11 protein-coding genes are annotated in these 15,871 nt (G+C 32.3%); 4 read left to right on the top strand and 7 right to left on the bottom strand.

Annotation, left to right across the window (positions count from 1 at the left end):
* Positions 1-15: 15 nt before the first annotated feature.
* From ACN0TY_RS02200 to ACN0TY_RS02190, 3 genes are read left to right on the top strand one after another with little or no spacing between them, the layout of a single operon-like run.
* Complete coding sequence (locus ACN0TY_RS02200) at positions 16-1,542, top strand: RagB/SusD family nutrient uptake outer membrane protein (RefSeq protein ID WP_417443189.1); 1,527 nt, start codon at positions 16-18, stop codon at positions 1,540-1,542.
* Between the two features lie 13 nt (positions 1,543-1,555).
* Entirely contained in the window at positions 1,556-2,749 is a 1,194-nt protein-coding gene (locus tag ACN0TY_RS02195; protein ID WP_417443188.1) for a glycoside hydrolase family 88 protein, read from the top strand.
* Between the two features lie 58 nt (positions 2,750-2,807).
* Entirely contained in the window at positions 2,808-3,989 is a 1,182-nt protein-coding gene (locus ACN0TY_RS02190; RefSeq protein WP_417443187.1) for an alginate lyase family protein, read from the top strand.
* A 108-nt stretch (positions 3,990-4,097) separates the two neighbouring features.
* Here the strand turns inward: ACN0TY_RS02190 and ACN0TY_RS02185 are convergent, their stop codons facing one another.
* The 6 genes from ACN0TY_RS02185 to ACN0TY_RS02160 all read right to left on the bottom strand — a co-directional run bounded on the left by ACN0TY_RS02185 (position 4,098) and on the right by ACN0TY_RS02160 (position 12,984).
* On the bottom strand, positions 4,098-5,378 hold the full coding sequence (locus tag ACN0TY_RS02185) for a YaiO family outer membrane beta-barrel protein (RefSeq protein WP_417443186.1): 1,281 nt from the start codon (positions 5,376-5,378) through the stop codon (positions 4,098-4,100).
* A 29-nt stretch (positions 5,379-5,407) separates the two neighbouring features.
* Positions 5,408-6,739: a glycosyltransferase family 2 protein gene (locus tag ACN0TY_RS02180; protein WP_417443185.1), complete on the bottom strand. Its 1,332-nt coding sequence runs from the start codon at positions 6,737-6,739 to the stop codon at positions 5,408-5,410.
* 102 nt (positions 6,740-6,841) lie between these two features.
* Complete coding sequence (locus ACN0TY_RS02175; RefSeq protein WP_417443184.1) at positions 6,842-7,843, bottom strand: hypothetical protein; 1,002 nt, start codon at positions 7,841-7,843, stop codon at positions 6,842-6,844.
* Positions 7,844-7,848: 5 nt separating this feature from the next.
* Complete coding sequence (locus tag ACN0TY_RS02170; RefSeq protein ID WP_236957416.1) at positions 7,849-8,214, bottom strand: response regulator transcription factor; 366 nt, start codon at positions 8,212-8,214, stop codon at positions 7,849-7,851.
* Positions 8,211-8,930 (bottom strand): Hpt domain-containing protein, encoded by a 720-nt coding sequence (locus ACN0TY_RS02165; RefSeq protein ID WP_417443183.1) that lies wholly within the window; start codon positions 8,928-8,930, stop codon positions 8,211-8,213. The genes ACN0TY_RS02170 and ACN0TY_RS02165 overlap by 4 nt, the downstream gene beginning before the upstream one ends.
* 76 nt (positions 8,931-9,006) lie before the next feature.
* On the bottom strand, positions 9,007-12,984 hold the full coding sequence (locus ACN0TY_RS02160; RefSeq protein ID WP_417443182.1) for a response regulator: 3,978 nt from the start codon (positions 12,982-12,984) through the stop codon (positions 9,007-9,009).
* A 121-nt stretch (positions 12,985-13,105) separates the two neighbouring features.
* On the opposite strand from ACN0TY_RS02160, the gene ACN0TY_RS02155 reads away from it, so the two are divergent.
* Positions 13,106-14,788: a hypothetical protein gene (locus ACN0TY_RS02155; RefSeq protein ID WP_417443181.1), complete on the top strand. Its 1,683-nt coding sequence runs from the start codon at positions 13,106-13,108 to the stop codon at positions 14,786-14,788.
* A 107-nt stretch (positions 14,789-14,895) separates the two neighbouring features.
* Here ACN0TY_RS02155 and ACN0TY_RS02150 read toward each other — a convergent pair whose 3' ends face one another.
* Positions 14,896-15,828: a Na/Pi cotransporter family protein gene (locus ACN0TY_RS02150; protein WP_417443180.1), complete on the bottom strand. Its 933-nt coding sequence runs from the start codon at positions 15,826-15,828 to the stop codon at positions 14,896-14,898.
* Positions 15,829-15,871 lie beyond the last annotated feature (43 nt).

Here is a 15,871-nt window from a genome sequence, read left to right as displayed (position 1 = left end):
TAAAAACTTTATAAAATGAAAAATTTCAAATATTTAGTTTTACTAATGACATTAGTATTAGCTAGCTGTTCAGATCTTGAGGAAGAGCCACTAGGTACACTTTCTCCAGATGGATTCGTGCAGTCACCAGATGATATTCAGTCTTTAGTAAATGGAGCCATAGGAAATATGGCAACCGAGGCATACTGGGGAAGAAAGCTCTCACTTTCTATTATGGTTAGAGGAGATATGGTTTCTATTGGAGATCAAGGTACTTCAGCAAGAAGAAAAGAAGTAGATAATTTTACAATGAATGCAGATAATGGAATGGTTTCAGAATTTTGGCCTAAATCATACCAAATTATTGCAGGTTGTAATGAAGCAATTTCAGCATCATCTAATCTAAGTGATTCGCCAGCTCAAATAGATCCAATAAGAGCACAAGCTAATTTTTTTAGAGCATATGCTTATTTCCATTTAGTACGTCTTTTTGGAGATATTCCTTACTTAGAAAATACGGTTACAGTAGAAACCTTTGATGACTTTAAGAATATCGAAAAGTCTACTGCTGCAGAAGTTTATACCAAAATTATAGCAGACCTTCAAGAGGCTAAAACATATTTGCCAGAGCAACAATCTAATAAATCATTACCATCTAAAGCAACAGCTGCGGCATATTTAGCATCTGTTTATTTAACGATGGAAAATTATGAAATGGCTTATAAAGAAGCTAAATATGTAATTGATAATGAAGGAAAGTTTGGTTTAGGTTTAGAAAATGATTTTCAAGATCTATTTAATGCAGATAAACAAGGAAGTCAAAGTGAAGTATTACTTCAATTAGCTTACAATGGTCAAAGTGATGGAGATACTGGACGAGATTATACAGGAGCACTTACAGGGATAAGAGCTAACGAACGTGGAGATATTGGCGGTGGTTGGTCTGTTACAGTTCCGAAAATAGGTGTTTATAATACTTGGGATGGTAGAGATTACAGAAAGGCAGTAAGTTTAGATACTACAGGAATATTTAATGGGGTTGTAGAACCTTTTACTAAGTTCCCTGATTTTGATTCTAGAAATGTTGCAAGTGCTTATATAGCTAAGTACACTAGATTTATTGGAGCTACCGGAGATAGTAATGGGCGTACAACAAGCTTTAATTATCCATTAATGCGTTATGCTGAAGTTTTACTTATTGCTGCTGAAGCTTTAAATGAAACAAGTCCTGGTTCTGCTGAAGCAACTTCTTATGTAAACAGAGTACGTACAAGAGCGAGAAATGGAAATCCAAATGCTACTGGTTTCCCAGAGGATGCAATGTCTGGATTGTCTAAAGATGCATTTAGAGATATGGTTTTAGAAGAAAGAAAATGGGAGTTAGCATTTGAATTTAAAAGATGGTATGATATCAAAAGAAGAAAGCTAGGAAACGAAGTATTTAGTACAGGAAGCTTAGATCCACAGCCAAATTTTGATGCTTCTCGTGATTATTTATTCCCGCTTCCAGCTGATGAATTAGAAAGAAATCCTAATTTACAACCTAATAATACAGGATATTAAAAAAATAGAATTCATGATTAAAAAAACGAGCATTATAGCCTTTAGCTTATTAGCTCTTACAGTGATAAGCTGTAAAGATGGTAAAAATAAAGAGGTAACTTCTACGGAAGTTGCCTCTATTGATAACGATTCTCTATTGAGGATAAGATATCAGAAGTTATTGGAGTACAAACCAGATTCGTTAGCTATTCCAAGAAGTTACTCTAAAGAAGAGGGCGTTCGCGGAGTTCCATCAAAAGATTGGACTTCTGGCTTTTTCCCAGGAAGTCTTTGGAAAATTTATCAGTTAACAGATAATTTTAAGTATAAAGATCAAGCACTTGTTTGGACAAAGTTCATCGAAAAGGAGAAGTTTGATGATGGAACACATGATACTGGATTTAAAATATTCTGTAGTTATGGAAGTGCTCTGCAAGTCGAAGACAATCAGGAGTATAAAGATGTGGTTGTGCAAACAGCAAAAACACTTTCAAGCAGGTATAATGAAAATGTAGGAGCCATTCGATCTTGGGATTGGAGCCCAAATTGGGAATATCCAGTGATTATAGATAATATGATGAATTTAGAACTTCTGTTTGAAGCCACAAAATTCTCTGGAGATAGTACATACTATAGAATTGCAGATAATCATGCAAATACAACGCTTAAAAATCATTTCAGAGAAGATAATAGCTCGTACCACGTAGTGGATTATGATACAATTAATGGTCAGGTGAAAGAAAAAGTAACTCACCAAGGTTATGCAGATGAATCTGCTTGGGCTCGTGGTCAAGCATGGGGTATTTATGGGTATACAATGACATACAGATATACTAAAAACCCTAAATACTTGGCGCAAGCTGAAGCAATTTCAAAGTTTTATCTAGAGAATAAAAACCTTCCTAAAGATGGAATTCCATATTGGGATTTTAATGATCCAGCTATTCCAAATGCACCTAGAGATGTTTCTGCAGGAACAATTATTGCTTCTGCATTCTTAGAATTGTATGGTTATACAAAAGATGAGAAGTATAAAAATTATGCCGTTAAAGTATTAGATGTATTAGAAACTCCAGAATATCTTTTGGAAGCTACTGTAGATGCTCCTTTTATTTTAAAGCACAGCACGGGAAATTGGCCTAAAAAAGATGAAATCGATGGACCGATTAATTACGGAGATTATTATTTCCTTGAGGCATTATTAAGAATGCAAAAAATGGGACTTTAGTAGGAGTCTCCGTATTATTTTGAAGGTGAATAGGCTCGGTAGAGAATAAAATTAAACGATGGTTATAAATATTAATTACAAAATAAGAAGTGTGTGTGTTGCGATGCTGCTGTTGCTTTTTTTTGGAGCAGAGGCGCAGCAAACATCATATTTTGATGTTGTTTCCATCGAAAAAGAACGGATTCTAACCAAAGCTGAAAAGTATTTGGAAGCGAAACCGATTACGGTCACTTCTTTTGTTTCTGATCGAAGTGCAGGTGGAGTTCATGATTTTTATTCTGAAGGAGATTACTGGTGGCCAGATCCTAATAACCCTAAAGGGCCCTACATTAGAAAGGATGGGTTGACAAATCCAGATAATTTCACAGCCCACAGAGAGGTGATGATCCGCTTTAATGATATTTCTGGAACTTTGGCTTCTGCATATATTATTACTAAAAACCCTAAGTATATAAAGAAATTAATTCCGCATTTAAAAGCTTGGTTTATAGATGAAGATACTTTTATGAATCCGAGTTTATTATATGCCCAAGCCATTTCAGGAAAAGTAACAGGAAGGGGGATTGGAATTATAGATACCATTCATTTAATGGAGGTTGCAAAAGCAGTTATGGTATTGGAGGCTAACAATTTAATTGATTCAGAAACGCTTTATAAGATTAAGGATTGGTTTTCTAGTTATTTAAATTGGATTACAACACACCCATATGGAATTGCAGAAAGAGATCATGGGAATAATCATAGTGTATGTTGGGCAATGCAAGCTGCTGTTTTTGCTGAATTAACAAGTAACAAAGAGGTCTTGGATTATTGTTCAGAAATGTATAAAAACACCTTGCTCCCACAGCAAATGGATAAAAATGGAGGCTTTCCTCAGGAGTTGGAAAGAACCAAGCCTTATGGGTATTCTTTATTTACTTTAGATGCGATGACGGCTATTTGCCAAGTACTTTCAGGTTCTGATAATAACCTTTTTGAGTATACGACCAATGATGGTAAAAACATTCAATTAGGATTAGAATTTATGTCCCCTTTTGTAAATGATAAATCCATCTGGCCTTATCAAAAAGACGTAATGTATTGGGAGGATTGGCCTGTTCAACATTCGTCGTTTTTATTTGGAGGTTTAGCTTTTAAGAATCAAGAATACCTCTTGTTATGGAAATCGCTAAAAGCTGATTACAAAAAGCAAGAGATAATTAGAAATATGCCGATTCGACACCCATTACTTTGGTTGTAGAGTCTTTGAAGATAGTTTTATTTGTTTTTATTGATTAGTTAGTAATTAAAAAGCTACACTTTTTTTAAGGTGTAGCTTTTTTTAATTCAAAAGGAAGACCTTATCTTCTTAAAACCTCTTTATATATCCTATTCCTATTGTGTATTGATTTCCTCTAGAATCTGTTGCATACTCTATGTTCTCATAAGTTCCACGAGCAAAAATAACATGAGTTTTCTTAATGAGTTTCCTGTATTCTAGTGAGACGTTTGTAGAATTAAGTTGTGTATTGCTGTTCAATAATATATTGTTTGTGGCATCATCAGGAGAAAAGCCAGTTCCAACTTTCACACTGAAAAAATCATCTGCACCTCCCGTATAATACCTTACTGTTAAGGCATATGAATTGGAAACACCACTATCTGATGGCGTGAGGTATGTCCTGAAATTAAACCAATAATTTTTATAATATTTTCCAATAGATCCCGTATAAATCCAGGTTTCATCAGAAAAAAATAAAACTCTAAAACCTGCATCTATTTCAAAGGCAGCAGGAAGGTTTGCAAATAATGAAAATCCAGCTTTGTATTCTGGGAAAACGCCTTTATCACTAGAAATTCCTCCATTTACATAGGCGTAAAAGGTATTTGATATTCTAGGGTATAAATCTAATTCGAATTGTGTACTCCCTGTTCCAAAGCGATTGGCATAATTAAAACGACTTATTATCGAACCATATTTTGTTTGTCTTGAATAATCTACACTTGCCAGATGCCATGGTTTATCAAAACGTTCGTCAAAATAGACAAAATCGTAAGAAACACCGATTTCATTTTTAGCAGATTCTTTTCTTACATTTTGCATTAAAGATCGAGCTTCAGTAGATTTAGGATTGTTTTCTAGTACTGTATTTAGCGTGTTATTAGCTTGTTGGTACTCTTTTAAATCCATTAAAATTTTAGACTTCAGTAATAATAAATCTTCAGAATCTTGATTGTGCTCTAAAGATGCATTAACAATAGCTAACGCTTCAGATGGGTTGCCATTCCAGTATTCTAAACTTGCATAAGCAATTGCTGCATCCTCATAATTTTTATTGTTTAAATACGCTTCTTTTAGAATAGGCCTTGCTTTTTCTGTTTGATCTGTCCAAGTGTAAAGTCTTCCTAAAAAGATATTTAAATCAGCATAATCGGGTGTTTTTTCAGTAGCAATTTTCATTAAGCGGATAGCTTCGTCATAATTTTCATTATCAAAAGCTTCTTTTCTAGCCATAACAAAAAGTTCGTCACTAGTTTTATCTTCTTGAGCAAGCGAAATAAAAACCGTAGAGAGACAGATAAAAAGGCATAGCGCTTTTTTATATAAATAGAGGCCTCCAAAATTATTTGTAATTATAGGATGATTCATTTTGAATAATATCTTAATTTATATCGTTTTTATTTTGTTGAATTTCTTAATCCAGATCTGTTCATGGCTCCCCAAGATTTTCGTCCTCTTATTAAGTCAATATTACCTTTTAAAGATGCCCAAAGTATGAATGGATGGTAAAAAATTGGTTCCAAACATGCTGTGATAATTAATTTATATAAATAATCTGTTCTTTTATATTGTTGAAAAGAATATTCTTCAAATAGTAATGCTGTAATTGAGTATAGAATGCCAAAGCAATAAGAAACCAAGAAAAAGCTTAATGCAAACTTCCATTCGATATGACCGAAGCATAATAAGGCAATAAAAAACAATATCCCAATGAATTCTATTAATGGGGCGAGCCACTCAAAGAACAGCCAATAAGGGGTGCTTAACATTCCTAAAACCTTATATTTTGGATTAAAAATCATAGCTCTGTGGAGCCATAATGTTTCTGCGGTACCTCGAGTCCATCTATTACGTTGTCGATGAAGTACTTTCCAATCTTGGGGAACTTCTGTCCAACATAAAGGGTCTGGTATAAATCCAACAGTATATTTTTCCTTCCTTTTTAGCATCATTCTTCGCATACGAACCAAGAGCTCCATATCTTCCCCGACGGTATTTGTATTATATCCGCCAGCTTCCATAACGGTATTTTTATCAAACATTCCAAAAGCTCCAGAAATAAGAAGTAGTCCATCCATTCGAGACCATGCCATTCTCCCCATAAGAAACGCTCTGAAATATTCAATAACTTGTGCTCTTGCTATAAATTTATTAGGCAATTTTACCTCTATAATTTTACCATCTTCAATAATGCAAGAGTTTGCTATACGTATAATTCCTCCAGAAGCTATTACCTTATTTTTGTCGTTTAAAAAGGGTTTTATTAATTTTAATAAAGCATTACTCTCCAAGATACAATCAACATCAATACTCGTTATAATGTCATGTTTGCAGATATTAATACCTGAATTTAATGCATCAGATTTACCACCATTTTCCTTATCAATCACTTTGAGGTTTTTAAAAGACTTACTTTTAGACTTATATACTTTTTTTATTTCTTTAGTTGGAATGAAATTAAAGTATAGTGAATCGTCTTCAACTAAATGGAAACTTTTTATGAGTTGTTCTAATGTTTTGTCTTTACTTCCGTCATTAATAATTACTATTTCATAGGAAGGATAATTGATGGTGAGAAGCGACCTTATATTTTCTACAATATTTTTTTCTTCATTAAAAGCGGGTGCGAGTATCGAAATTGACGGAAGGTTTGTTGATTGTAATAAAGCAACTTCATCTTTTAGATTGTACTTTCTTTTATAATCTCTAATTTCAAAAAAGGAAAACATAGCCGAAAAGATATAGCCAGAACAAACTATTATTCCGTAAATTAGGAATGACCAACTAACAAATTCTATTATCTGGTTTATATTAACGATATCTTTTGCTTTTTAATTAATTAAAAAATTCTTTTCTATCTGCAAGTAAGTAAGTTCTACTTTTTCGTTACTATAGATATATGGTTCAATACTTTTTAACTGCTCCATACCTCCTACTGCTTGAATTGCTTTTATAATTTCTTTCTTTACGATTTCTTTTTCTGACTTAAACGTAGGGATAACCTTCTCCAATAAAGAATCATAATTTAGCATATAGAGCGTTTTAATGGTTTCCTTTCGTATAAGAGCATTCTCATGATCAAGAAAAGGAGTTATTTTTGGGATATTCTCAAATTGATTAAAATGTTTAATCATTCGGATAGAGAAAATTATAACAGTTATTAAATCATGGTTAAGCCATTCAGCAAAATCAGGAGTTTTACCTTCATATACATGTTTTATACTGTCTTCAATATAAATAAGTTCCCAAAGGGTTAATTCGGCTTTTAAATTTTTAAAAAAAGCTAATGGATTGTCTGTGGCAGTTTTTAAGAAATAATAGATTGCTTGCTCTCTAACTTCCTCTTGTTTAGCGTTTAGAAAGGGAGATATAAGTTTTGGTTTAACAACAAACAACTCTGAAAGGATATATATTGCACGTGCTTTATTATACCAAGCGCCTTTTTTTAAGATGTTAAAAACAAATACATCTAATTCTAATTCTTTGAAAATTCTTTTTATAAGAACAGAAGATTCTCCAGTAAAATTCTCATTATAGATTAAAATTTGTCGAATCGTTATTTTCTTTTTTAAGGAGGTGTTTAAATGTTTGGTTTTAAAATTTTCAACTTCATTTTTAATATCAAAATCATCATTAAACATGTAATTATTTAAAAAATGATCTGCTTCTTCTTGGTATAGGAGCTTAAATTTTTCACGGCGATTTTTATAAACTCTTAAATAAGTGAGAAAAACTATACCAGTAATTATTAATACTAAAAACACGGATATAAAAAATACATTTACTTTTAATATCCATGGCCAATCATTTATTATGTTTTCTAGTTGATTCAAAAAAATTAATTTTTTTCTATCGTTCTTTTCACCCTTAATGATAATTCATTTGGACTGAAAGGTTTTGTTATAAAATCATTAACTCCCATTTTAAAGGCATCCATAATTATTTCTTCTTGGTTTGAGGTGGATAGTACAATAATAGGTAAATCTGGGATGTTTTCTTTTATGTGTTCAATGAGTTCTGTTCCTTTAATAAAGGGCAGCATAAGGTCTGTTATTACAAGTTGAAAAGAATCTTTTTTTAATATATCTAGCGCTTTTCTTCCGTCGCTTGCAATAACTACTTGGTAACCGTCTTTTGTTAATTTAAATTCCAGTGATTTTACAATCATTGGATTGTCTTCAATAATTAATATTTTCTTTTTCATTTAATCTCGGGGAATTCCTTTTTTAATTCTTTTACAATTTTTGTGTATTCTTGATTTAGTTTTTCAGCTAAAAAAGAGATTTCTTGATCTTCGGTTTCATAACATATCTTATCACAAATCACTCTACAGTAATCATTTTCTAGTATTTCAAATGAAGGTTTAATATTATGAGCAATTTCTCGCGCTTCTTTAAATTCAGCGTCTTTTACGACTTGTTTTAATTCGTTGATTTTTTCATTTACAGAATCTTTAAAAATTTGTAGTGATTCTAAGATGAATACTGGATCGTTATCTGATAATTGTTTTAAATAATTAAGAGAGTATGGCTTTATGTCTTTATTTGAAGTTCCTAGGGACTCGCTAATAAAGAAAAACATAAGGTCGATATCTTTTTTTGTTAATGGCTTTTTTAATACGTAAAAATGCGCTTCATTATTTAGACTTTTCGGAGTGTTGTTTTCTGTAATAAGTATTGCTGGGATATCTAGATTTAACTCAATAGATAAATAATCTGTAAGCTGAATTGGATCTAGCGGGGCTATAGCATGATTTATTATAAGAGCATCGTAATCGTGATTCTCTTTTATTTTTTGAATTGCTTTAAAGCTATCAAAAGCAGACACTATGTTCCAATCAAAATTCTCTGATATTAATAAAAATTGATCCAACTCAGATGGATCATTAGTTATAAAAAGGATGTTTAAATGTTTTGACATTTCGTATTGCGATTGATGCTTAATAAAAGTTAGGTTATAAATAAGAATTGAGCAAAAAAAATATTATAATGTTTCTTTATTTTTTCAAATAATCAATTAACACTCTTTTTATTGTATTAAAAACAACAGGTTTTAACACATACTCATCCATTCCATGTTTTATACATCGGTCTTTCTCTCCTTTCATTGATCGTGCCGTTAAAGCGATTATAGGGACACGAGACTTCCCTTTTTCTATAGCTCGGATTTCTTTAGTAGCCTCGAAACCACTCATAATAGGCATTTGGATATCCATAAATATTAAATCAACTTTATTTTCCGTGAATAGCGCTACAGCCTCTTTACCATTATCAGCTTCAATAACGGTAGATTTAGGTAAAATTCGCTGCATTAATGTTCGGGCTAATAATTTATTAACTGGATTATCTTCAGCAATTAGAATTGATGGAGCTATATCTTCTAATAACATTTCATTGCTAGTAACAGCAATCTCTTCTGCTTTGTTAGGTTTTTCAATCCGATTAATGACATTATATAATTGATGAAATAGAATTGGTTTTGTAATATTAAACTGTACTTTGAGCTCTTTACATGCCTTATTCAGGAACTCGTCGTCTACTGAGCTATGAAGTAACATTATAGGGAGTTGGTCACTATCTATTTTGAAACTATTTCTAATATGGTCTATAACTTCAATCCCGTTTAAATAAGGCATATTAAAGTCGATAATTAATAGGTTGAAATCATTTTTATCTTCTAATATTTCTAGTGCTTCAACCCCATTAGAGGCAGCTGCATAGGTTATGTTGTTTACTCGAAGCATTTCTTTAAGAATTGTTCGATTGTTGTCATTATCATCAACAATTAATACTTTGTGTACTGTTTCATATTCAGTTAAAATATTTTCATATTCACCTTTTTCAGTTTTAAAATCAATAGCAAAAGAGAAAGTACTTCCTTGTCCTAATTTACTTTTAACCTCTAGCTTGCTATCCATAAATTCTAACAAGCGGTTGCTTATTGTTAATCCAAGTCCTGTACCTCCATATTTTCGAGTTGTAGAGGCATCTTCCTGGTCAAAAGCTTTAAAAACTTTTGCAAGATTGCTAGCGGCGATTCCAACGCCAGTATCTCTAATTGAGAAGAGATATTTCTTTTTTTCGCTATCCAATGGGTCAGGGACACAACGAACCTCTAATTCTACTTCCCCTTGATGCGTAAACTTTACAGCATTTCCTAAGAGATTAGTTAAAATTTGGCGAAGGCGAATTGGATCTGTGTATATAAATCGATCGATAGTTGTTGAGATGTCTAATAAAACCTCTAACTTTTTCTCGTGTGCTTGATGTTTAATAATATCTATTGTCTGGCTACATAGTTCTAAAAGATCTACCTTTTCTATGTTTAACTCCAATTTACCAGCTTCGATTTTAGAAAAGTCTAGAATATCATTTATAATATCCAGCAAATGATTTGCAGAGTTATAAACAGTGTGCATATACTTTTCTTGACTGTCAGATAAATTGGTTTTCATCAATAAATCAGTAAAACCTATAATTCCATTTAAAGGTGTACGAATTTCATGACTCATATTTGCTAAGAACTCTGACTTCGATCTATTTGCTTTTTCGGCTTTTTGTTTTGCAACAATTAACGACGCCTCATAAGCTTTGATAGTACTTATATCTTGAACAATTCCATAAACTCTAGTGTTTTTATCAAAACTTTTAGTGCGACCAACAATGCGAACCCATTTTTTATTGGACTTAGCCGTTACAAAGCGAAGCTCTAAATCAAAAGGGATCCCTTTTTCTAAAGCATTATCGGTAGCTATACGAAGCTTTTCAGTATCTTCTTTTTGGTAAAATTTAAACGAATTATTTCTTGTTGGAACATAATTTTCTGGCACTTCATGTATTTTTTTAGTAATATCACTCCATGTCATGTCATCTTTTTCCCTATCGTATTCCCAACTCCCTATTTTTGCTACTTCATTAGATTGATTCAACATATCTTGCAATCTAAGTCGCTCTAAAATGTTTACCTTAAATTGAGTAATATTTGCGGTATACATTAATAATCCACCAATCTCATCTTCTTTTTTATACCATGGTTTTATTTTCCAAGTAATCCATTGTTTTGTGCCATCTGCCTTTTCATATAGAGCTTCGTCACAAGTATCAATAGCTCCTTGTAAGCATTTTTGATGTATTTTTTTCCATTTCTTTTCTATATCAGGGAATATTTCATAATGAGATTTCCCTATAATATTTTCAGTGATTCCATAATCTTCTAGCCATTTTTTTGATGCAGCTTGATAAATCATATTATTATCAAACATGGCGATTGCAGAAGGAGCCTCTTCAATAAACAGTTTGTTTTGCTTTATACTGTTTTCAAGTGCTAATTGGGATTCTTTTTGAGCTGTAATATCCCAATTTGTACCAGACATTCTGATAGGTTCATTTTTAGAGTTTCTATGAAGCGACCCCTTAGCTCGAATGTAGTGGATTGATTTGTCTGGCCAAATAATTCTAAAAAAAGTGTCGTAGGTAGCTTTGTTGGCTAAGGCGTCATTAAATAGGTTTAATACGCGATCAACATCATCTGGGTGTAAAGTTTCCTTCCAAAGATCTAAAGAGATTTCTGTGTCTTCTGAGTGTACACCATAAAGTTTGTACATGGTTTCATCCCATTCTATTTTGGAATTTACCACATCTAAATCCCATATTCCAATAATTGAAGCATCTAGTGCAGTAAGTACTTTTTCTTTCGCAGCTTTAAACTGTTCTTCTGCTAAAATTCTACGAGAAATATCTCTAAAAGCAACTAAAGTTATAACTCCGTTTTTAGTCCAGATAGTATTGAGAGTCATCTCTACAGGAGCTTCATTTCCATTTTTCCGTAGAGCCTTTAGCTCAATCATTGAGGTGTGATTGGGTTTGCCAGTTTCTGAAATATTATGGTTTTTACTTTTCTGTTGTTCGATGTAATTTTCTATATGAAGGCTGTGTTTTTCATGATCGTCTTCATGAATTAATACACTTATATTTTCTCCGGCTAAGTCTGATTCGCTATATCCAAACACCTTTTCCATTAACGAGTTAGAAAGATGTATTTTTAAATTCCTGTCTACTATAATTATGGGGTCTGGAGTAGCATTTAAATAAGTTGATGTTATATGTAGCTCTTCTTCGATTTTAGTTCTATCTTCTTCGAGCTCATTCATAGAATTAACAACTAGAATAAGTATTAATAGCGCTATTGCAATAAAAGAAACACCCAGAATGGTGATTGAGAAGTCAGGTGCAAAATATCCTTTTCTATAGCATAATAGTATGATGTAAGAAACGGCAAGTGTTATAAATGTTAGCTTGAAAAATAGTTTTCGCATAACCATATTTCCAATTTTTCTTCCTGTAAAAAGTTCTGTAATTCCATAATATGGGAATATCAGAGAAATGGCTATACTGGCAATTAGAAATCCAATTGCAGTATGAATTGCCATAGAAGAAATAAAGGTGATTTTATCAATAGTAGAAATTTCAAAGAAATATCCTATAATAGCTAAAAAGGCAAAAAAAGTAACTACATGAGGTAAATAAGCCGCTATTTTTTTAAAGGTCTGATTTTTTCCAACAATAGAAAATAAAGATAAACTAAGGAGTATAAAAGACAGCGAGGTAGCCATAGACATTCTACCAGGAGTTGGCTTTCCAAGCATTTCTCCTTTATTGTCGGCTATAAATAATTGATCTATTTTTAAATCAACACCGCTAATATCTTGGAATAATGTAAGGCTACATATTAAAAAAAGGAGTGTATTTAGCACATAAACTAAAGTTGTACTTTTTTTTTGCTGAATACAATAGATAATTAAAGATAGCAGTAAGAAAGATATGGCAGTATTAAATTTCATTGATGGAAGTCCAGAGATAACTTCTGTCAACGATTCAATATTGAAAACCCATCCTACAATTGCAGAAATAGATACCAGAAAAATGACTATTACTATTGATAAAATGGTTTTTTTATAGATGTTGGTTTGAACCATTAGGTTTTAAATTTGCAATTTTCAATACAAGGTACTAATTTGTCAAAATTAAAGTGCTAAAATTCAATTTTTTATGATTAAATTCGCACCCCAAAATATGTATGTAAAATATAAGAATCAAATGAAGAAAATTGCACGCATAATCGTACTAATATTCACTGTTTCGTTTATAGGTTGTCAGTCTGATGATGACAGTTCAAATATACAAGAACCGGAACAAACAAATGTCATTTTAAATAGCGATAATCTTACAAATCGCGTTAATTTTGAACATGCAGGAGTTGTAAGAGTAAAAGGAGCTCCTTTAGAAAATCCAGAAGAAACTGCTGGGAAGAGATCAAATATTCTAGCTGCAAAAGATATGGAAGCTAATGATCTTCCTCTTGTTGAGGTAGCAGAAGTCTCAGCTCCAGTATATAATGGAACTGTATTAAGAGCTACGCACGTTGAAATTAACGGAAACTACGCTTATGTATCATATAATGTAGAAGGAGATGCATATATGGGGGCCATAGATGTGATCGATATCTCTAACCCATTAACACCTACAGTAGTATTACAGGCTATATTTCCAGAGACAGACATTAGTTCGATAGATTATTATCAAAACGCACTATATATTGCTGGAGCAAATCCATCTATGAGTAGCGATGATTCAAACCCTGCATTTTTAATTAAAATGCAACTTCAAGATGGAATTCCTACTGATAATTTAACTTTAATGGACATGCCTGGGTATGTTGCTACTGGTGTAGTTGCTAATGCTGATGGTATTTTCGGAGTTTCAGGTGATAATGGAATTTTAGGAAAGTATAATATTAGCACACAACAACTAGATGAAGATGCTCCTTTAGATGACTTGAGAGCTGTTGAAAGTTATGATAGTAAAATTGTTGTGTTGAGTGGAACAGAGGGAATTCATGTTTACAACACTAGTAACTTAAATGAGACAAAAAGTTTTTCAACAAGTCAAGATGTAGCTGAAGCAAAACGTACTATTGATTTTTATGATAACAATGTTCTAGTTTCTGAAGGTTTTAATGGTTTAGGAATCTATAAATTAAGCAACGGGTCTAAGGTAACAACCATCGAAATTCCTGAAGTTGATTCTGAGGAAAATATAGATCCAAATGATGTTGTTACAAATGCTGTTTCAGTAGATGATAAACACATCTTTACAGCAAATGGAGCAGGAGGAGTTTCAGTTTATACTATAAATAATAGCGTAAGCGATCTAACAACTATTGGGACATTAAATCTAGAAGGATCTGCAAATTATGTAAAGAGCGATGATGATTTTATTTTTGTTGCTGATGGTAAAGGAGGATTGAAAATTCTCAAAGCAGTTACTAAGCCAGATTCAGGAAGTAATATAGTATGTTCTGATTATCCAGCTTATCAAGGAGGCTACTGGTTAAATGTTAATTCTAATAAAGATGAAGCTTATAATGGATCGGCTAGTTTAATGGGGGTTAATGTAAACTCTAAAGCAAGTCTTATTTTTTGTGGGGCTCTTGCGGTAAACAAAGGAGTTAATGTAAATAGTGATGGTACATTCTTAGTTAAAGGGACTTTAGCTCAAGGAACAACAGAAGCTCCATACAATGCATTAATTGTTAATAATAACGGTGTTTTACAGATAGAAGGAAGCTTAGTTGTGTACGGAAATATGATTTTAAATAACGGCGCTACATTAGAGTTTTTAGGAAGTGGATCTTCGATTACGGTTTACGGAAAAGTAACTAAAAACGGAACTGTAACAATTAAAGGAGATTATACAGATACTTTTAATAGTCTAAAATAAATTATATAAAAATTAATTTCCTGAATTGTTATTACAGGATAAAAAAAGAGCAACTTTTAAGTTGCTCTTTTTTGTTTATGAGGCTTTTATTAAAAATCATTAATCTTCTAAGTGGCAAGATCTTCTGTTTTAGGTTTAAATAATTTAGCAAAATAACCAGTAAAAGGTAGTAAGATGAGGCCTATGCCAAGGTTAAATATCAAATGAGCGTAAGCAACTTGAAAAGTAATGTTTGGTGTTATACTCAAAATAAGATTCTCGAACACCTTATGGAAGGGTAAATAAATTAAAACACCGATAGAATTAAAGCAAAGATTGGCTAGGGCGGTTTGTTTGGCCATTTTGCCAAGCTTTAGAGAGGCCAAAAAGGCAGTTGTAGTAGTTCCAACGTTAGAACCTACAATAATACCTATAGCGCTATCTAATTCGATTACACCTTGCGAACTTAATATAATTACTAAGCCAACGGTAACGGAGCTAGATTGACACGCAGCTGTAATTATAATTCCAAATAAGATTCCTATAAATGGATTAGATGCGTAGCTTAGAAATTCTATTAATCTAGGACTGTCTTTTATAGGAGCTAAGTTTGCGCTAATAAGTTCTAAGCTAAAAAGAATGAGTCCTAGGTAAAAGATTGGCTTAGAAATCAATTTTATTTTATTAGGGAAATATCCCATTATAAAGCCAAGAGCAATTAATATTGTTCCTAGCATTTCTAATTTAAAAGAAACGAGCCATGCTGTTACAGTAGTTCCTAAATTACTCCCTAATAGAATTGGTAAGGAGCTTTCAAATAAAATAACCCCTGCGTCCACAAAAGAAACTACAATAGAAATCACAGCGCTGCTAGATTGAACGACAGCTGTAGCAGCAAATCCTAATAAAAAAGAGCGAGCTTTAGAGTTGGAAGCTTTCAATAAAAAAGATTTAAGCTTGTCTCCAGTCTGCGATTGCAAATTTTTAGAAAAGCTTTCCAGGCTATGAGTGAATAACCCAATAGCTGCAATTATTGATATAGTCAATTCTATCCAATCCATGATTTATTGTTTCTAAGAAAAAATTAAACTAAGATAAGTGCAA

This window comes from Joostella sp., assembly GCF_048266025.1.
GTDB classification, from domain to species: Bacteria; Bacteroidota; Bacteroidia; order Flavobacteriales; family Flavobacteriaceae; genus Galbibacter; species Galbibacter atrarenae.
Note: the sequence above shows the minus strand (reverse complement) of the source record. Positions and strands in the feature narration are given on the sequence as shown.

Coding starts and splice junctions, on each gene's coding strand:
- ACN0TY_RS02200 (WP_417443189.1), top strand. CDS start 16: ATGAAAAATTTCAAATATTTAGTTTTACTAATGACATTAGTATTAGCT.
- ACN0TY_RS02195 (WP_417443188.1), top strand. CDS start 1,556: ATGATTAAAAAAACGAGCATTATAGCCTTTAGCTTATTAGCTCTTACA.
- ACN0TY_RS02190 (WP_417443187.1), top strand. CDS start 2,808: ATGGTTATAAATATTAATTACAAAATAAGAAGTGTGTGTGTTGCGATG.
- ACN0TY_RS02185 (WP_417443186.1), bottom strand. CDS start 5,378: ATGAATCATCCTATAATTACAAATAATTTTGGAGGCCTCTATTTATAT.
- ACN0TY_RS02180 (WP_417443185.1), bottom strand. CDS start 6,739: ATGTTTTCCTTTTTTGAAATTAGAGATTATAAAAGAAAGTACAATCTA.
- ACN0TY_RS02170 (WP_236957416.1), bottom strand. CDS start 8,214: ATGAAAAAGAAAATATTAATTATTGAAGACAATCCAATGATTGTAAAA.
- ACN0TY_RS02165 (WP_417443183.1), bottom strand. CDS start 8,930: ATGTCAAAACATTTAAACATCCTTTTTATAACTAATGATCCATCTGAG.
- ACN0TY_RS02160 (WP_417443182.1), bottom strand. CDS start 12,984: ATGGTTCAAACCAACATCTATAAAAAAACCATTTTATCAATAGTAATA.
- ACN0TY_RS02155 (WP_417443181.1), top strand. CDS start 13,106: ATGAAGAAAATTGCACGCATAATCGTACTAATATTCACTGTTTCGTTT.
- ACN0TY_RS02150 (WP_417443180.1), bottom strand. CDS start 15,828: ATGGATTGGATAGAATTGACTATATCAATAATTGCAGCTATTGGGTTA.